Below are 19,696 nucleotides of genomic sequence, written 5' to 3' on the forward strand. Positions count from 1 at the left end.
GCAGATAGCGTTGCGTTATCTGCTATTTAATGATTGTGAGTTTTGCTATTTATAAAATCAGTGAGAGCAAATAGCACACCTGATATCACAAAAGTAACATGAATTATTACTTTCCACATCAATTCATCACTTGAGTGACTAGTAGAGCTTATAAACACCTTTAACAGTTCGACTGCAGAAATGGCAACAATTGCGCTGATCAATTTCATTTTAAGACCAGAAAAACCTACTTTACCCATCCATGCAGGGCGATCTTCATGATTACCAATATTTAATTTAGAAACAAAATTTTCATAGCCACTAAAAATAATTATTAATAATAATCCTGCCAGTAATGCGGTATCAACCAAGGTCAAAATACCCACCAGTAGTTGCTCATTAGTAGCGCTAAATGTATTTATCGCCATTTGATACAGGTATTTAAAAAACTTCAAAAGTAACAGTACAATTGCAACGAGTAAGCCTATAAAAAAGGGAGCTAGTAGCCAGCGGGCTCGAAAAATAAAGCTTTCAACAAACTGTTCTAGTTTAGATGCAACACGAGGTGTGGTGTCAGGTAGTTGGCTTTGAGACATAATTATTCCTAAATTGATAGCTGGCGTAAGATAGCATTGATTAACATAAGTTTCTCATTATTTTACCGTCTCTTATTACATTATATTTGTCTTTACGATAAAAATATTTCGTTATCTTTTATTGTCATTTCGTTTAAGAATCACTTACCAACAGCATGTTGCTTGATTGGATCACTGTTGTTTTTGAATATAAAACAGCAGTCACTACATTTTTTAGGAATACACGAATGAAAAAAGCATTGCTAGCGCTTATCGTAGCGCCATTATTTGCAGTTTATGCAACTTTTGCTGTTGCTGACGATGCTGTTGAAGCTTCCGCCGAAACAATTAAAGAATACACTGAGATGTGTTTAAACTGGGCTAAAGACGACGACATCAGCAATGAAGAGCTTAAACCATACGTACTAAAGTGCGTAAATGATGAACTTGAATCAGAAGGCTATAAAAAAGTCACTGACGTAAAAATCTAACGTCAAAAATGCCTCTAAAGGCATAATTTTTGATATAAAAAAACCGGAATTGACACAAGGGTGTGCATTCCGGTTTTTTTGTTTTCAGAGCTTAGTATTCTACTCAGCGTCCTTTTTTGTTTTTGCAGCGGCTTTTTTAGGTGCGGCTTTCTTGACTGTTGCCTTTTTAGCGGCTGGTTTTTTCTTAGGTGCGGCTTTCTTCTTTGCCTCTTCAACCCACTTTCCTGCATTGAAATGTGCAGTCCAGCCTGTTGCTTTACCGTCAACCTCAGTCATTACATATTGTTCTTTATTCTTACGGCTATAACGAACAATTGCTAAGTTACCATCAGGATCTTTTACTGGTGCATCAGCTAGATAATAAAACTTAGGTGAAATACGATCTCTAAAACGCTGTAACTCTTCCACTTTAGGGGCGCGAGTTTCCCGTGATTTAGGGAAGGTATTCGCTGCTAAGAAAATACCTGCAGCGCCGTCACGTAGCACAAAGTATGCATCCGATTTTTCACACTCTAATTCTGGTAACTGAACAGGGTCTTCTTTTGGTGGCGCTGCTTCGCCGTTACGCAGTAATTTACGGGTGTTTTTACACTCATCATTACTACAGCCAAAGTATTTACCAAAGCGCCCTGATTTAAGCTGCATATCTGATGAGCATTTATCACATTCAATGATAGGGCCATCATAGCCTTTAATTTTAAACGTGCCCTGCTCAACGACATAGCCCTTACAAGCAGGGTTATTACCACAAACATGTAATTTACGAGTTTCATCTATCAGGTATGAATCCATTGCCGTTTCACAAATTGGGCAACGCTTCATTTGCATCAATGTTTCGGTTTCGACATCTTCAACGTCAGCGGCAACCGCTTCATCACCTGACACTAAGTTCATAGTGGTAGTACAACGTTCTTTTGGCGGTAAATTATAACCTGTACAGCCTAAGAAAACGCCAGTAGAGGCTGTTCGAATACCCATTTTTCTGCCGCATGTTGGACAGTCAATATCAGTTTCGACCATTTCATTTTTACGCATCCCACCTTCATCTTCTTCACCACTGGCTAAAGTCAGTTGTGTAGAAAAATCAGCGTAAAACTTGTCAAGTACCTGTGTCCAGACACGCTCACCTTCAGCGATGTCATCTAACCGGCCTTCCATTTTTGCAGTAAAGTCAAAGTTCATCAGATCAGTAAAGTTCTCAACTAAACGGTCGGTGACAATTTCACCCATTTTTTCTGCAAAGAAACGACGGCTTTCAACACGGACATATCCACGATCTTGTATCGTTGAAATAATCGATGCATAGGTAGATGGACGACCAATACCACGCTTTTCAAGTTCTTTTACTAAACTCGCTTCACTAAAGCGTGCTGGCGGCTTAGTAAAATGCTGTTTTGGATCAAGTTCAACAAGGCTTAATATCTCGCCTTCTTTAATAGCTGGTAGTGATTGATCTTCTTCGTTCTTTTTTCGAACTGCTGGTTGTACTTTAGTCCAACCATCAAAACGTAACACCCGTCCTTTGGCTCTTAATTGGAAATCGGCGGCAGTAACAGTTAATGTTGTTAAGTCATATTCAGCAGGGACCATTTGACACGCAACAAATTGACGCCAAATTAACTCATAAAGCTTTTTAGCATCCGGGTCTACGCCATCTAGGTGACCAGATAACACAGTAACACTTGAAGGACGGATCGCCTCATGCGCCTCTTGTGCATTGCCTTTTGAACTATAACTAATAGCTTCTTTTGGTAAATACTTATCACCAAACTGCTGCGAAACATACTCGCGACACATTGCAACTGCATCTTTCGACAAGTTGGTTGAGTCAGTTCGCATATAGGTGATATAACCTGCTTCATACAAACGTTGCGCTAACATCATGGTCTTTTTAACGCCATAGCCTAAACGCGTACTCGCAGCTTGTTGCATTGTTGAAGTAATTAGTGGCGCACTAGGACGACTTTTACTTGGCTTTTCCTCAACACTAACAACTTTATATTCAGCTTGCTCTAAAGATGCAGTAGCTGCCATAGCTTGCGCTTCATTGACTGGCTTAAAGGCTTTATCACCTTGCTTGAACACCTCTAAACGAAGTGCCGACTCTGTATTTTTCACATCGGCATGAATATCCCAGAACTCTTCAGGAATAAACGCTTTAATTTCACGCTCGCGCTCAACTAACAAACGTACTGCGACAGACTGTACTCGTCCAGCGGATAAACCACGGGCAACTTTTTGCCACAATAATGGCGATACCATAAAGCCTACAACACGATCTAAAAAGCGACGAGTCTGCTGGGCATAGACCATGTCGGTATTTAGCTCACCAGGGGCCTCAAAGGCGGCCTGAATGGCATTTTTAGTTATCTCATTGAATACGACACGCTTATACTTTTCTGGCTCTCCACCGATAATTTCTTGCAGGTGCCAAGCAATCGCTTCTCCTTCCCTATCCAAATCCGTTGCGAGATAGATTTGGTCGGCGTTTTCAGCGAGCTTTTGTAATTCTTGAACAACTTTTTCTTTACCTGGTAATACTTCGTAATGTGGCTCCCAGCCTTTATCTGGATCAATCCCCATTCGAGCTACTAAATTTGTATAATCACGCTGTTTTTTGTACGCGGCCTTTTCTTCTGGTGCCATTTTACGTACTTCTGCAGGTGTTTTTACAGCAGCCGTTTTGGTTTTGCCTGAACCGGAGGTAGGAAGATCTCGTACATGCCCAATAGAGGACTTGACGATAAAATCGTTTCCTAAATATTTATTAATTGTTTTAGCCTTAGCAGGAGACTCTACAATTACTAGCGATTTGCCCATAGTTGCCTATTTCTAACCAAGTATTTTAAATGTGTTTTGCCCATTTACGGGCGCGAATATTTATAGGTATATCTACAAACACCAATTGTTACAAGCTTTTAATACAAACTTTTCTGCTTTTAATGAATAATTAAACAATTATTGTCGTTAATTTAGACAAAACGGTGTTTTAAGGTATTTGCAGTGGAATATATAGAATAGCAACAAAAATGCCAACCTTATGGTTGGCATTTATTTTATTTAAATGTTTGAAACTAGCTAACCATCATCACTAATTTGTAATTGTGCAGTGGTATTGTTCTCTTTAGGCGAAGTAAATGAAAGCTTTAAAAATCCAATAGATTTTTTATTCGGCTCCGCTTCACGACTTATAGAAAGGCCAATTAATGCAGCATTTGTTGCTGAAGAATTGCCAATCACAAATCCGTCTGTACCACTGTAATCTCCGTTTTCTGTACTTATCTCAACATTTGTTTCCGCAGCTAACGGGTTATTGTAAATATCAGAGTAATAAAAATTAAAAGATAACGAAGCTAACTGAACACCCGAATCATAGCTTGCAATATTGAGCTCTGTGATATCACACATTTGATCGTTAACACTCTCCTCAAGACCAAGAATCACCTCAGATGTAGTCCCAACATCATATTGATTAGTGATGTTTTCACAGCTATCAATACTATTGGCTACTCCCAGAGCATTTATTGAAAGATTTCCAGTGGGATTACCAGCGTCATCTAACTCAATTTCAGCTAACGCCGCAGCAAACTTATTACGTAATGATTCTTTGTCAATTACAAAACGGTAATAAACTGTACTGCCGGACATAATAACTTCAAATGAACGGCGTACATCAATAAGCTCTTTATTACACATGTTAGCAGCCTGTGCTGCTTCGGTGCATAATAACCCATTATATTTGCCATCTAGTAATGTATGCATACCGTTAGAGTCTATATCACCTATTGGCTCCTCAAAATGGGCTCCGTTCGTTGCAAACTCACTACATGGATCAGTATCTGAGCCATCTGTACAGCTTTGTGCATCTTTAGTTAATGAAGCTGTCACTGGGTCATAAATTGCCGATAAACCGTCGTAAGTTCCGCTCTCATTATGATCAACGAACGCTTCATTTAAGTCATAGCCTGAATAGTATTCATTGCTATCGAATAGGCCATTACCATTAATATCAATAAAAGACTCTTGCCCTTTAGCTGTAACTAAAACTGTAGCACGTGCCCCAAGCGGTACACCTAATTCATTCGTGTTAGCATTCAAAATCCCATCAATACAAGGCGCAGGGTTATTCTTATATAAATCGCAGTTACGTGTTTCTTCAACCAATCCTGCAAAATTTGCATTTGCATTTAACTGAGTAAGTGTGACGGCATTACTTTGTACAAATGTAGGATTAGTAACGCCAACTATATCCTCCAAATATTTTGCTTTAACACGTAGCAGCTTTTTAGGGTTGTAATCAGATAATTTATTTCCCCATTTATTTTCAGTAAATGGTCTAGGGTTCTGGCTTCGCCATTGCACTGTACATGCACCATCAACAGAGAGACACTCTAGTTGTGGATTGCCCTCTTCACCATCTAAAGTACCAATAGCGCCCCCCTCTGTTGTTAAATACACTGAGGTACCATCTGGAACCGGGTTATTAAAATGGTCTGCAATGAGCACTGTTATATCAAACGTTTCATTATCGTATTGCAAAGTCTCTGTAGCATAGTTAGTAATCGAAGCGGTAAAACTATTATTATCAGGAAGCCCTGTACTAATAGAGAGTAAATCAGACACGGTGATAATTTGCTGATCCAATGACACCAACGACAAGTTACCTGTTGGACAGCTTACTCCTTGGTCACGGTCTGCCTCTGCTTTTTGGCATTGCGTATATACATCTTGCCAGCAAGTTACATTATCATTTTGATCGGCTGGTATTTGCTCATCAGGAATAAAACATGCTTGCACTCGCACTGCCATCGGCACAAAACCTGAATTCACTTGAACTCGGGCCAAGCCAGCAGCATCAGTGTCAACACTATGATGCGATAAACTGATCCCACCATTAGTAGAAGTAAGACGGAAATCTAAGCGTTTACTCGTAACATCTTGGCCAATTTTGTCGATTAATTTAAATGTTAGTTCACTATTTTCTTTACGACCAACACCACCAGTACCCTTTAACGCAATTACATTTTGAGTCGCTGAAATAAATTCAATCGACGCCACATCAGCTTCAGAAACAGGAATATTAACTGACGCTATTTCGGGCGTGCCCCCTGTTAATACTGTTGCAATAACAGTATCACCTTGTGCACTTTTACAGCCATTTGTTCTATATGTTGACGTAGCAATACCACCAATACTGATCACTTTTTCATCAACAATTGATTTACCACTCTCAACACAACTTGATGTAAACTGAACATCAAAAGGCGTTACGATTAAATCATCATTAGTATCTCTAATTTCAACAGTTATAACGGTTGTTGCACCTGCAGCTAGTGGCTGATATTGACCCTCGATTGGATTACCTAAGCTATCTAATAAATTAGGCAAGCCATTATCTATTGATACTTTTAATTCTGCCGTACTAATTGAAAATGCTTTATTTAAGTTTGTATCTTTTGCTGTAGCAGTTAGAGTACCGGCTCCACTACTTGCTCCTGGTTGTAGTTTTAATAGCGCAAATCCAAAGTTATCAGTTAAGGCTTTTCCTGAATCAGGAAGTAATTGACCTAAATCTGTAGATAACTCAGCAATAATCCCTGAAATACCATCACCACTACTGGTGTCTACAACCTTAATGAGTACGTCAATAAGTGAATCGGATGAAAATGTATTGGTCACTGTACAACCACTAGAAGGGTCTAGCGGATTTAATGCGACAGTATTGCGATTTGTATCCCAATTAGCATTACACCCTTTGAGAAGTTTAATATCTAATTCTGCTTGAGCACTTTCAACCGGAGCATCGTCACCATTTGAAACAAAGCCAGCTGTTTTTGTTATTATCTCGTTACTTTCAGATTCATAGCTTGCAACAACTTGACCAGCTCCTTTGAAGTTGCCACTGCTTAGTGTTACTACGGCTACACCATTCTGATCAGTTAATGCAGTACCTAACTCTGGGGTGATTTTACCCGTGAATTTAGATGTAAAACTAATTAATTGAGAAGCAAGTGGCACACCATCATCTCTTAATGTAGCAGAAACAACACCTTTATTATCTTTACTAACCGGATTTAGCTCTGTAAATACTGCTCCATTTTGATCTAAGATATTTAGCTCTAGAGTTATAGTACCCGAGACCCCTGTATCACTACCCTGGCCACCCGTAGTCTGAAAATCAAAAGTTCCAGAATAAGACTCCCCACCGACATTATAAGTGGCAGTCACTTTACCTGCTCCCGCATCTTTACCTGCAGTAAGTTCGATTGTCGCAATACCATCATTTTGAGTTAATGCTGAGCCTGTTGTGGGCTGTAATAGGCCAATCCCATCTGTCAGCGTGAACAAAATACGCTTGCCAGCGACTATTTCGCCATTTTGCTTTAAAGTTGCTCTTAAGTCTAAAGGCGCTTGACTTGTTACACTATTTGAAATTGCTCCGGTATCTTGGCTATAGCCTTGAAGAGTAACTGTATAAGTGTCTTGGGCTGTACTGTCTTGATCACCTGTCGACGTAAAAGTAAAAGGCTCTGTGGTGTTAAACGTTTCACCATTAATTGTGACCGACGCATTAACGGTACCGGCTCCAGCTGTATTACCCACGGAAAGGTATATTTTAGCGCTACCATCAGTTCCAGTCTTGACAGTGCCTGATTCAGGATCAAGCACACCATACCCGCCATCAGTAGTAAAAGTGACAATTACATTAGGTGCTGCTACACCATCTTTCAATAACTTAGCCACGAGCACTAAACGTTGTTCAGAAGAAACGTCGTTAGCAGCTTCACCAGTGGTTTCTGACAAACCATTAATACTTAGTGTATATGAAGGAGAATCAGTGCCCCCTCCATCAAGGCCTCCACCGTCCTTTTCAAGTGTTCCACCGCCACCACACGCAGTGATAAAAAAACTTAACAGTATGACACTGAGCCATCGCATTAAAGGCATTGCCCTCTCCCTAGCTTTGTTATTAATTATTTAAATAATACATTTACTCAATATTAACCTATAACACGCTTGGAAATCACAACTTTTATTTGTTTTTTGTTGTTTTTTTGATCCATATTTTTTTTTCATATTTATCGATTTTTTCTGTATAAAAATCTGCATGCTGGTAGGCTATGGCAAATTTATAAAAAATAGATTGTTACTATGTCAAAAATCCGTTCAATGAGTTTAACCACCCGTATCATGATAGGTATGTTTCTGGGGGTTGCTGTAGGCTTCATATTCCAAGCAATATTAGCTGGCGAAGACGATTATCTAATCCCACTTGGATTATTCTCTTTGCCAATTAAAGGCTTTTTTGTTGATGGTTTATTTCATATTGGTGGACAAATTTTTATCGCCAGTTTGAAAATGTTAGTTGTACCACTGGTATTTGTTTCACTTGTTTGTGGTACATGTAGCTTAAGTGATCCGAAAAAATTAGGCCGTTTAGGCGGTAAATCAATCGCTCTTTATCTTATTACTACCGCAATTGCAATTACGGTTGCGATTACCTTGGCATTATTAGTTAATCCAGGGGAAGGGATTAACTTACCTTCTGAAGCGACGTATAGCGCAAAAGAAGCACCAACTCTTGCACAAGTAATCATTGGCATGTTCCCAACCAATCCAATTGATGCCATGGCCAGTGGAAACATGTTACAAGTTATTGTATTTGCATTACTATTTGGTATTGCCATGGCACTTGGCGGCAGTGCAGGTAAACGAGTAGCGGTTGTTTTTGAAGATTTAAATACCGTGATTTTAAAATTAGTTACCTTATTAATGAACGTAGCTCCTTATGGGGTATTCTGTTTAATGGCAAAGCTCTTCACTACTATCGAGTTGAACTTGATAGTCAGCTTAGCTAAATATTTTGGTGTTGTTGTGGCTGCATTATTTTTCCATGCATTTATTAATTACAGTTTATTACTGAAATTTTTAACTGGATTAAACCCTGTTATCTTTTTGAAAAAAATGAAGCATGCCTGTTTATTTGCATTTAGCACTTCAAGTTCAAGTGCAACAATGCCTATTACACTTGAAACAGCCACTAAAAAATTAGGGGCAAAAAATTCAGTTGCGTCATTTACAATTCCACTCGGTGCCACTATTAACATGGACGGTACAGCAATCATGCAAGGTGTGGCTACGGTATTTATTGCACAAGTCTTCAGTGTTGATCTAACAATTTCAGATTACTTAATGGTAGTTTTAACCGCCACTTTAGCGTCTGTAGGCACCGCTGGTGTTCCTGGCGTAGGATTAATCATGCTTGCCATGGTCCTGAATCAAGTTGGTTTACCTGTTGAGGGCATTGCCATAATTATTGGCGTTGATAGGTTACTTGATATGACCCGCACAGCGGTCAATGTAACGGGCGATTGCATGGTGACATGTGTAGTGGCTAAATCTGAAGGTGAACTAGATGAGGCCGTATTTAACGACCCTAATGCAGCAAAAGACTTAGAGGATTATCACAAATCAACTGACTAAAGTTGTGCGTGTAATAATGAAAAAAACCCGCAAATTTGCGGGTTTTTTTATCATTTAATAACGGAAACCTTTATGGGTTTAACCCTTTTAAACGAGACAATAATGATATACCGGTTTTGTTAACAGTGTTACTCAACCCGATAGCAAGCTTGTCGCTTAAGCTCTTTTTAACTTTATATTTAATTTTATATATTTTTCGCTCATCTTGATACTTAAGCAATGTGTCATCACTGGTTTCTATGGTATCGACTAGACCTTTTTCAAGCGCTTGAGTCGCAAACCAGTGCTCACCTGTTGCCACTAAGTTAATATCTAAACTTGGCCGTTGACTGCTAACAAACTGTTTGAATAAGTCATGAGTTTGCTCTATTTCTTCTTTAAACTTCTCCCGTGCTTTATCTGTATTTTCACCAAATAAAGTTAGGGTACGTTTAAACTCACCCGCAGTGATTTGTTCAAAATCAACATCGTTTTTCTTCAGAATTTTATTAAAATTTGGAATTTGTGCTATCACACCAATAGAGCCAACGATAGCAAACGGTGCGGCAACAATTTCATCAGCGACACAGGCCATCATGTAACCACCACTGGCAGCAACTTTATCAATCGCAACCGTAAGGTGAATACCTCTATTTTTAATGCGTTGTAGCTGGGAAGCAGCAAGTCCATAGCCATGAACTACCCCGCCACCACTTTCTAGCCTAACCAACACTTTGTCTTGCTTAGGATCGGCAATTGCAACAATTGCGGTAATTTCTTCACGTAAGCTATCGACTTCATTAGCATCCATACTACCATTAAAATCAAGTACATATAATCGTGGTTTCGACTGTTCATCAGTGCTTTTTTTAGCATCATTCTTTTGTGCTTTATGGTGTGCTTTTAATGCTTTTTTAGATAAGGTGCTTGCAATAAAATCATTTTTCAAATCATCTAACTGCTCAGAAATATCATCAATCTCAATCTCACCTTTTTTACTTTTAGGCTTTATCGCTGCAGCGACACTAATTAATATTACCGCAGCGGCGGCAATCACAAATGTCGCCGTTTTAGCTAGAAACAGCCCGTACTCATATAGAAATTCCAATCGTATTCTCCAAACAAAAATTTGACCTAATTTACCATTCAAACAAAAAAAAGCCACTTTTCAGTGGCTTTTCATTTATTTTAATACTCTAAAAAGTTAATCAGTGACAATCTCGGTATTTTGAATAGATAACGCACGACCTCGAGTTACTAAGTAAGTTGCAATCTGTAATTGCATTTCACTTGTCGCGGCAGCGCTTCCTTCAGCCGTCGCGCCTGCGGCTGCATTCGGTGCAGGTGTAAGTACTGAGCTGTGATGCCCTTTGGTAAATTTAACTAAATAACTCATACCATCGTCAGTAGGCGCTTGCGACTGGGTTACTGTCGTTAAACCCATTAAGTTAGCAAGTGGCAGTGAGCCTGCAATTGGATTGTTTACAGTCATTGGTGGAATCACTTGGTCTGGTTTATTTCCATTAACTTCTCCATCTCCAACTACCACATTCATATAAACAGGTGTGCCAAGCGCTTTTATAGCAGATGCATAGTTTGTAGGATCCCCGCTATCAAGTGCCGTCTGTGCTGCAAATGAGAACTGACTCATTACACCTTGAATGTTAGCTAGCTTAGTCATTTCACCAGCTGCATTTAACGAAGTGTAATATTCTCCATACCCACATGAAATACTCTCGCTCGTAGAAACTGCTTCACCACAATTTGATACAGCAGAGCTCTCTCTATAAGCTTGGAACTCAGCAGATTCAGATGTCCCAGCTGATAGCAATACTGAGCCTTGAACAAATGGGCCAAAACTCGCCGATTCTAGTAAGAAGCTGGCTATCCCACCACCACCGCTAGCAAGTGCGACGCTATTGACTTTGAACAGACCATCAACTTGGCTATCTAAAGGTGTATTTGCTTGAGTAACAAAAGCGGGAGCAACTACTGAGCCTAATGAATGTCCAATAAACACTACATCAGAAGTGTTAAGTGATGTATCGTTTGTAAAGTTTAGACCAAGACGTAAAGCAAGTAAATCAGCTGCAGACTGTCTTAAATTGTCACGTGCTACTAGTAATGATTGCAAATTCATATACGCCAGGACAGAGCCTGTTGATGCATTAAAATCATCATTACCATCGTCATCCACGTCAATACCACGTTCACCATGCACTGGATGGTCTATTGAGGCCGTTGCAAAGCCTTGAATCGCTAAACTAGCCGTTAATGCCAGCATATCTTCTTTTTTAGAAGTAATACCATGTTGCATTATCACCACCGGCCAACCACCAGCTGGCATTTCAAGTGCCGACATACCAAGACTTTGTGTTCTGATAAAATTTATTACAGGCAAAATAGGTTTTGTTATCTGAACAGTTACTTCTTGCTGGCTTTGCACTTTTGGGATCGGATTGTATTTTGTTAAGTGGCGAGTAATATCAATTTTCGGGTAATCATGTAATCTCCCCTCACTTAAACCTTGGCAAAGCGGCTCATATGGACCAACATCAAACATTGTAGGATCAATTTCATCTTCTTTTCCTGCTTCGCGCAGCGCTTGATCAGCTGCTTGCTGATTAAGAACGGCAACTGGGCTTGAACACATGCCTTGCCAATATGTGTCAGCCAAATTTGAAATTTCTTTTCCTTCAGGCTGAGATAAATACATAGGTAGTGTCACACTACCTTTTTGATATTGAACACCTGCAAATGCTGGCGAAAGTCCAGTAACACCTTGTGAAGCAAAGACTTGCTCAACCGTTAGCAGTGGTTGCTCTGGGATTTGAACCATTGGTGTTGGCAAGGCTGGGTTTTGCAGGCTTGCTGCTAGTAACTTTTTAATAGTACCAAGTACCGGACCAACAGACTGAATCGTCATCGCCCCACTAAAAATAATATCATCTTTACTAATAGTGCCACCTGACGTGACCACATTTTCATAACTGTTTACCACGCCTTGAAGCGCTAATTGGCTCTCGGTGATCAGTGGGGTCTCTTCACTAACCAAACCATAAGTTGATGAAGGCTCGATAGAACGCCCTAATGAGTCTTTAAGCTCAGTCGTCAGCACATTAATATACGAGCTGCCAGCTTTAAACGGTTTTAATGGAATAATAGCAACCGCATTGCCACTTGCTTTAGTGATGAAATCAACGCCAAAGGTTAATTCACCTAATAGTTTACATCCGGCTCCAGCGGGTACCGCTGCGCAATCTGCATCTGTTAAATTAGCGCCCATAACAACTTCAAAAATACGCACAGATCCCGGCGCACCAGCCGAACTTTCATCAAGGCTAACATTCGCAGGAAAGGTAAGATCTATTTTATAAGGAACTTGGCTAGACCAGCCATCAAGTGCACCTAGTGCCAGGGACGGGTTAGCATAGGCGCTTCTTGGCACTGATACACCATTAGCACTCAACTCACCGGGGATATTAATAGTGCCATCTTTTGTACCACTCATTAATAAATCATTTGGTACTGAAATAACCCCATTTGCGGGATCAAACTTAACTGTAGCTGATGGAATAACTGGTGGTGTATCATTTTTAACATCTTCTAACGTTTCACCGCCGCCACAACCAGCTAGAGCAGCTGTAATTGCAAGTGAGAGTAGCATTTTTTTCATATTGTTTGCTCCGCACGTAATCTTTTTTTTATGTGTGTTGATAAATAAGTGTAGCTAATTTTGTTACTAATTCTTTTAAGTTTTCGCGTAATATTTAGTTAAAATAATGTAATTAGGTTATTAATAAGACATTAGACCAGTTAAAGTTAACGTAAAGTTTCAAATTTCGCCACCTTATTTTGCAATAAATTCGATAACTTGGTGTTTTGCTATGTTAAAATCAATCAAATTGATTTTTTGGACCTTTATTATGCAAACCTATAAAGCGGCTGATAATGCCCTACAAGACAAAGTGATCTTAGTAACTGGTGCAGGTGACGGCATTGGCCGAGTGGCTGCAATAACTTATGCCAAACATGGCGCAACGGTTATATTATTGGGTAAAACCACCAGCAAACTGGAAGCCGTATACGATGAAATCATTGCCGTTGGCGGGCCAAAACCTGCGATTGTACCGATGGATTTAAAAGGTGCAAGCAAACAAAACTTTCGTGATTTAGGCGCTACCATTGAACAGCAATTTGGTAAACTAGATGGCTTGCTCAATAATGCAGGAATAATTGGCTCACTGGGTCCACTTGAGCATTTTTGTTCATCAACGTTTGATAACATCATGAAAGTGAATGTTACCGCTCAAGCGATGATCACAAAATATATGTTTCCAGTTTTACGTAAATCTCCAAGTGCTTCAATTATTTTCACCTCTTCTGGGGTTGGTCGCCAAGGTCGTGAGTTTTGGGGCGCGTATGCCATTTCAAAATTTGCAGTTGAAGGAATGATGCAAACATGGGCATGTGAAGTTGGTAAAACGAATATCCGGATAAATTGTATTAATCCCGGCGCCACCCACACAGCTATGCGTGCCAGTGTCTATCCAGGCGAAGATCGCGATAAACTAGCCTGCCCTGAAGACTTAATGCCAACTTATTTATACTTAATGAGTGATGATTCAAAAGACGTCAATGGTCAATCATTAGACGCGCAAACAAAGAAATAATACCAGTCGTGTTAAGTTACTGACCATTTATAGCGACAGATAAATACAGTGATAACAAGGCAGGAATTTTGACATGTAGTTGTTCTACATAAAAAATCCCTAACGCAGTTAGCACTTTATTTAGCCCGCTAGAATGGTTAAATATTTAAGTCGATTGGTATAAACCAAGTACTAAACATAAAAAAGCCGCTAATTAGCGGCTTTTTTAATGCAAGGCAGATATTAACGGCGTTTAGTTTGTTTAACGCGATTATTATGTTTTTTGACTGCTTTACGAATTTGATTAATTTTAGCGCGCTTATCTTTGCGTTTTTCAGGCATAACAGATAATTTTGTTTGCGTTTCACGGCCAAGCTTAACTGTTTTACGTAAGTAATTTACAGTCTCTAAATCTAGCTCAGCCCAACCACCTTGTGGTAGACGTTTATCGAGCTCTAATTTACCATAACGAATACGAATAAGGCGAGAAACCTCAACGTCTTGAGACTGCCATAAACGACGAACTTCACGGTTACGCCCTTCAGTCAGCGTTACATTATACCAGCGGTTAATACCTTCGCCGCCCAGTGGTTTAATAGTAAGAAATTTTGCCATACCATCTTCAAGCTCAACCCCTTTGGTTAAATTTTTGATAGTTTCTGCTGTTACTTCACCAAATACACGTGCTGAATATTCACGCTCTACTTCGTAACTTGGGTGCATTAAGCGGTTAGCAAGCTCACCATCATTGGTGAACAACATTAAACCTGCTGTATTTATATCTAAACGACCAACAGCAATCCAACGTTCACCATCAACGCGCGGCAGGCGGTCAAATACCGTTCTACGTCCTTCAGGATCTTTACGTGTACATAACTCACCTTCAGGTTTGTTATACATAACAACGCGACAGATACGTTCAGCTTTTTCTTCAATTTTTACCGTATGGCCATCAACACGGATCTGGTCGGTTTCTTCAACACGATCACCCAGCTTTGCTACTTTACCATTAACACTGACACGATTTGCATCAATGTATTTTTCCATCTCACGTCGCGAACCTACGCCCGCTCTTGCTAAGACTTTTTGTAACTTTTCACCTTGTATACTCATTCGGATAGTTCTCTCACAGAAGGATCACTCAATAACTGGTCAATTTTACTTTGCTGCTGTTTTGGCAGTAGCGGTAAGTTATCTAAACCTGTTAACGAAAAATAATCTAAAAATTGTTTGGTTGTGGCATATAAAGCGGGCCTACCTGGCACCTCTTTATGACCAACAACATGTATCCACTCACGCTCGAGCAGACTTTTAATAATAGTTGAGCCTACGGTCACTCCACGTACTTGCTCTATCTCGCCCCGAGTTATCGGCTGACGATAAGCAATAAGCGAAAGAGTTTCTAATAGTGCACGGGAATATTTAGGCGCCCGTTCTTGCCAAAGGTTATTTAACCAAGGGGCTAAGCTGGCACACGCCTGAAATCTAAATCCACTACCGACTTCAACTAAGCGAATACCACGGGTTTGATAATGAATTTGGATCTGTTCAATCGCGAGGTTAATACGTGTCATAGACACACTTAACTCAGTTAATACGGTGTCTTTTAAATGCCGTTTACTGACTGGTTTTCCCGCAACAAAAATCGCCGCTTCAATGATCTCAACAAGCTGCTCATCACTGATTCGTTTCGTAGCCATTTTCGTAGCAGATTTTGTCACCATAGGCACCAAGACGTTGCGGTATATTCAGCGCGCTATTATGCCAGATCAATACAAAGGTTGGAAAAGTTATTCTATAAAAATGTAAAATAGCAGCGATTAAAGCGCTGCTATTGTAGATAAACGAGCTAGTGCGTTACATTTTTAATCAAATTGTCGCACCTTGATATCGTTTCACAAACTCAGTAACCACTTCACCATTACAAATCAATGAGTTTAAGTTTGCTATTTTTTCTTTCACTGGAGCCAAACCTTGCTTCAAGGCAGTAATACATAGCTGTGTTTCTGCCTGTGAGTTTTTAGCAAACACTTCAATTACTTTTTCTTGGCGAACTTTATCATCCACTTTTTTTGCAATATCACGAATATCATCACCATTACACAAAATACTTTTTGAATAACGTGATAAATACACCCCGTGCTGGGCTGCAACTTTGCGTGCTGCAGTAAATCCTTCGTTAGCACTGATTGAGCATAATTTAGATTCAATTTTATGATCAGCATTATAATAATGTGCTGCACTGGCAGTCTCAGAGAAAGCAGTCGCTGCGACGAATAATGCTAATAATTGTAGTTTCATGATTTACCTTTAAGTGGAGTTATATTGTGAGCAATTTTTGCGCATTATATAGACCGAAGTTTACAAATCAACCGAATTATCTATTTAATTTTTTATTTAAAAAAGCGTTAACAATGTTTAATAAAAATTCATACTTTGTTCAACAATTGAGCGGCTTATTATTATAAATAAGCGCATGTACCATACGCTAATTGATGGTAGAATTTGCCATAATCTGCAAAAGATAACTCTAATTAAAGGTCAAGCCATGAAAGTAATTTCATTTAACATTAACGGGCTGAGAGCTCGTCTGCACCAATTACAAGCAATCATAGATAAACATCAGCCTGATATAATCGGCTTACAAGAAATAAAAGTACATGATGAAGCTTTCCCACTCGAAGATGTTCAAAATATGGGTTACCACGTTTATTTTCATGGTCAAAAAGCACATTATGGCGTAGCTATGTTATGCAAAACTGAACCTAAGTCTGTGGTTAAAGGATTCGCAACAGATACTGATGAATCACAAAAGCGCATGATCAGCGTCACTGTTAGCCAAGAAAATGGCCGTGATCTAACCGTAATGAATGGCTATTTTCCACAAGGCGATAACATTACTCATGAAACAAAATTTCCGTATAAGCGACAGTTCTACCGTGATCTAATGACTCACTTACAAAGCCACCACAGTAACGACGAGGATGTCATTGTCATGGGCGACATCAATATTTCTCCTACTGATCTTGATATTGGCATTGGTGAGGTTAATCGCAAGCGTTGGTTAAAAACTGGCAAATGTTCATTCCAGCCTGAAGAACGTCAATGGCTTGCAACCTTGCTAGATTGGGGCTTTACAGACACCTTCCGTGAACTTCACCCAGACACAAGCGAACAGTACTCTTGGTTTGATTATCGCTCTCGAGGCTTTGATGATAATCGTGGTCTACGCATTGACGTTATCCTAGCGACTCCAACTTTGGCTGCTCGTTGTATTGAAGCGGGAATTGACTATGAATTACGTGGTATTGAAAAGCCATCAGATCATGCGCCAATATGGTCAACCTTTAGTTAACGCTAATGGATAAGCTAACGACAATCCCGATAATAAGCATTGAACTTCAGGCAATTGCTTGGCTTGTTATCGGCTGTATTTTTTGGTCGAGTGTCAATAAGTCACACTACCAACATTTAATAACCACGCCAGCCCGTCAAACAGGCCTATTTGTCTGTGCGTTAGCATTTGCCTTATTGTGGCGAATTAAAGCCGGCATATTACCCGGTCTTGAACTGCATATTTTAGGTGTAACTGCCATAACGCTTATTTTAGGCTGGCGCTTTGCATTATTGAGCGCAACCCTAGCAAGTCTGCTATTAACGGCTTTCAATCAAATAAGCATTGCGCAATTACCTATCCACTTATTGTTAACCGCTTACTTACCCATTTTAGTCAGTTATGGGGTATTTATACTGTGTTATAACCTATTACCACGGCATTTTTTCATTTACATTTTTGTATGTACTTTTATTTGCGCCGCTTTCATCGCCTGCTTTAAGATTATCACCATTAGCTTATTTTATTATTTAACCGGCAATTACAATTGGTTTGAATTAAGTGAAAACTATCTCTATTTATGTGTCATTATTTGCTTTCCTGAAGCGATGTTAAACGGCATGGCCATTACCCTATTGATCACCTATCGCCCACATTGGGTAACAACATTTTATGATAAGGATTACCTAGATCCATGAGTCTCGATTACCAATGCCCGCTCTGCCAACAATCGCTTGAGTTACATGCCAAAGTGCTAAAATGTATTAACAACCATAGCTTTGATACTGCAAAAGAAGGCTATGTGAATTTATTACCTGTGCAACAAAAGAACTCTAAGCAACCTGGCGATAATCTTGACATGGTACAAGCAAGGCGTGCTTTTTTAACCACTGGGCACTACCAGTTTTTACAACATGCCGTTGCACAGCGAGTTGCTCTGCAAGCACCACAACAGGTAATTGATTTAGGGTGCGGGGAAGGTTTTTATACTCATGCGATTGCCAATGCATGTACTGCACACGTTTATGGCGTCGATATATCAAAATCAGCAGTTAAATATGCTGCAAAGCGATACAGTAATTGTAATTTTAGCGTTGCATCAATCAGCCAAGCTCCATTTAATGATGGCTCAGCAGATGTATTAGTGAGTATTTTTGCCCCATTATTTGATGCTGAATTGGCTCGATTAGCAAAACCAGACGCTACATTGGTAGTTGCAAGCCCTGGCCCTTGGCATTTAAAAGAACTCAAGCACTATATTTACCGAGACGTCAATGCGCATACACCGATTGCTGCGCCTGTAGGGTTTGAGCTTATAGAGCAAACATTATTAGAACAACAGATAAGCTTGTCATTTAAAGATGTGAAGAACTTGATCACTATGACTCCCTTTGCTTGGAAGTTTCGTCCTGAACATTGGCAACAACTAGAACAACAAGGTGAGCAAGTCGTCACCCTGTCATTTTATGTTAGTCAATTTAAACGTGTTACAGATTCTCTCGGGTAAACGCGCGGTCCATTTTATCAAACATATCATTGAGTAAATGGGCCAACTCTGCATAACGTGGTTTATCTTTAGGGACATGCCCTTGGTAGCCATTGGCTACCATTTTCGTATGGAGCTCTTTATACCAATGCTCCATCGCAGGCTCAAGTACAGTATCTGCACGCTTGCCTAACCACAGCAATCCCTGTAGCGGTAGAGATAAAAAAAACAACGCGATAGCGACTGCTTGAGGTAAAAAACTGCTGCCTAAATAATTAATTTGCATAAATAAAGTGAGCATTGCCAAAATCGGCATTACTGTAATTGCCAGCTCGGTGGCTTTGATCACTCTAAACTCCGTGAACAGAGGCGCTAATTCTTTACGCATAGGCCATTTTTTTGCATATTCACGACCAGTTTGGACTTGTGACATCACACTTTTTTGCATCATGACTCCTAGGTGTCGCTGGTATATTTATTAATGTTACCGCAATGAGTGTATCATATTCACGGTAACATTCCTGTGTAAAATCCCTTCCACCTTTTTCGTCCAAAACGTGTTTTTGATCATGGTTTAAACTTACCTTAAAACAATTAATGAGTTAAAATAAGCGCACGTTAAGTCAACTAGACTTTAGTATAGTCATTACAGATATCCATAGCAATTTATCGACCAATGACTCTTTTACTTTAATCACTATGCTCGAGTACTTGGT

General features: G+C 39.6%; 15 protein-coding genes. 6 read left to right on the forward strand and 9 right to left on the reverse strand.

Translation table 11 applies throughout. The features are described 5' to 3' along the window. Nucleotides 1-26: 26 nt before the first annotated feature. Entirely contained in the window at nucleotides 27-575 is a 549-nt protein-coding gene (locus tag H5163_RS07225) for a TIGR00645 family protein (protein WP_145233766.1), read from the reverse strand. Between the two features lie 227 nt (nucleotides 576-802). Here H5163_RS07225 and H5163_RS07230 point away from each other — a divergent pair, with 227 nt between their 5' ends. Next, on the forward strand, nucleotides 803-1,045 hold the full coding sequence (locus H5163_RS07230) for a hypothetical protein (protein WP_149981038.1): 243 nt from the start codon (nucleotides 803-805) through the stop codon (nucleotides 1,043-1,045). 99 nt (nucleotides 1,046-1,144) lie between these two features. On the opposite strand, the gene topA is transcribed toward H5163_RS07230, so the two are convergent. Together topA and H5163_RS07240 are read right to left on the reverse strand one after the other, a co-directional pair. Next, entirely contained in the window at nucleotides 1,145-3,865 is a 2,721-nt protein-coding gene (topA, locus tag H5163_RS07235) for a type I DNA topoisomerase (RefSeq protein ID WP_182734784.1), read from the reverse strand. Between the two features lie 258 nt (nucleotides 3,866-4,123). Further along, the gene (locus H5163_RS07240; protein ID WP_182734786.1) at nucleotides 4,124-7,993 is read right to left on the reverse strand and encodes a hypothetical protein; all 3,870 of its coding nucleotides are present in this window, start codon (nucleotides 7,991-7,993) and stop codon (nucleotides 4,124-4,126) included. A gap of 204 nt (nucleotides 7,994-8,197) precedes the next feature. Here H5163_RS07240 and H5163_RS07245 point away from each other — a divergent pair, with 204 nt between their 5' ends. Further along, on the forward strand, nucleotides 8,198-9,529 hold the full coding sequence (locus tag H5163_RS07245; RefSeq protein WP_145233756.1) for a dicarboxylate/amino acid:cation symporter: 1,332 nt from the start codon (nucleotides 8,198-8,200) through the stop codon (nucleotides 9,527-9,529). Nucleotides 9,530-9,599: 70 nt separating this feature from the next. Here the strand turns inward: H5163_RS07245 and sohB are convergent, their stop codons facing one another. Together sohB and H5163_RS07255 are read right to left on the reverse strand one after the other, a co-directional pair. After that, nucleotides 9,600-10,616, reverse strand: coding sequence for a protease SohB (gene sohB, locus H5163_RS07250; protein ID WP_182734788.1), 1,017 nt, complete (start codon nucleotides 10,614-10,616; stop codon nucleotides 9,600-9,602). A gap of 96 nt (nucleotides 10,617-10,712) precedes the next feature. Beyond that, nucleotides 10,713-13,184, reverse strand: coding sequence for a VolA/Pla-1 family phospholipase (locus tag H5163_RS07255; RefSeq protein ID WP_182734790.1), 2,472 nt, complete (start codon nucleotides 13,182-13,184; stop codon nucleotides 10,713-10,715). Between the two features lie 250 nt (nucleotides 13,185-13,434). On the opposite strand from H5163_RS07255, the gene H5163_RS07260 reads away from it, so the two are divergent. Beyond that, complete coding sequence (locus tag H5163_RS07260) at nucleotides 13,435-14,181, forward strand: YciK family oxidoreductase (protein ID WP_182734863.1); 747 nt, start codon at nucleotides 13,435-13,437, stop codon at nucleotides 14,179-14,181. 222 nt (nucleotides 14,182-14,403) lie between these two features. Here the strand turns inward: H5163_RS07260 and rluB are convergent, their stop codons facing one another. From rluB to H5163_RS07275, 3 genes are all read right to left on the reverse strand, one after another. Next, entirely contained in the window at nucleotides 14,404-15,273 is an 870-nt protein-coding gene (gene rluB / locus H5163_RS07265; RefSeq protein ID WP_145233749.1) for a 23S rRNA pseudouridine(2605) synthase RluB, read from the reverse strand. Continuing rightward, nucleotides 15,270-15,860: an SMC-Scp complex subunit ScpB gene (gene scpB, locus H5163_RS07270; RefSeq protein ID WP_182734792.1), complete on the reverse strand. Its 591-nt coding sequence runs from the start codon at nucleotides 15,858-15,860 to the stop codon at nucleotides 15,270-15,272. Before scpB ends, rluB begins: the two co-directional genes overlap by 4 nt. 169 nt (nucleotides 15,861-16,029) lie before the next feature. Next, nucleotides 16,030-16,461 carry an exonuclease III gene (locus H5163_RS07275; RefSeq protein ID WP_145233745.1) on the reverse strand — a complete coding sequence of 144 codons (432 nt, stop codon included), beginning with the start codon at nucleotides 16,459-16,461 and terminating at the stop codon, nucleotides 16,030-16,032. Between the two features lie 247 nt (nucleotides 16,462-16,708). On the opposite strand from H5163_RS07275, the gene xthA reads away from it, so the two are divergent. Genes xthA through rlmA form a run of 3 tightly spaced genes read left to right on the forward strand, consistent with a single transcriptional unit; the run spans nucleotide 16,709 to nucleotide 19,001 of the window. Next, nucleotides 16,709-17,515 carry an exodeoxyribonuclease III gene (gene xthA, locus H5163_RS07280; RefSeq protein ID WP_182734793.1) on the forward strand — a complete coding sequence of 269 codons (807 nt, stop codon included), beginning with the start codon at nucleotides 16,709-16,711 and terminating at the stop codon, nucleotides 17,513-17,515. 29 nt (nucleotides 17,516-17,544) lie between these two features. Continuing rightward, on the forward strand, nucleotides 17,545-18,192 hold the full coding sequence (locus tag H5163_RS07285) for an energy-coupling factor ABC transporter permease (protein ID WP_182734865.1): 648 nt from the start codon (nucleotides 17,545-17,547) through the stop codon (nucleotides 18,190-18,192). Continuing rightward, nucleotides 18,189-19,001, forward strand: coding sequence for a 23S rRNA (guanine(745)-N(1))-methyltransferase (gene rlmA / locus H5163_RS07290; protein WP_182734795.1), 813 nt, complete (start codon nucleotides 18,189-18,191; stop codon nucleotides 18,999-19,001). Before H5163_RS07285 ends, rlmA begins: the two co-directional genes overlap by 4 nt. Here the strand turns inward: rlmA and yfbV are convergent. Next, nucleotides 18,982-19,428: a terminus macrodomain insulation protein YfbV gene (gene yfbV / locus H5163_RS07295; RefSeq protein WP_145234096.1), complete on the reverse strand. Its 447-nt coding sequence runs from the start codon at nucleotides 19,426-19,428 to the stop codon at nucleotides 18,982-18,984. The genes rlmA and yfbV overlap by 20 nt on opposite strands. Nucleotides 19,429-19,696: the final 268 nt, after the last annotated feature.

Source organism: Pseudoalteromonas sp. SG44-8, from assembly GCF_014164125.1.
GTDB classification, from domain to species: Bacteria; Pseudomonadota; Gammaproteobacteria; order Enterobacterales; family Alteromonadaceae; genus Pseudoalteromonas; species Pseudoalteromonas rhizosphaerae.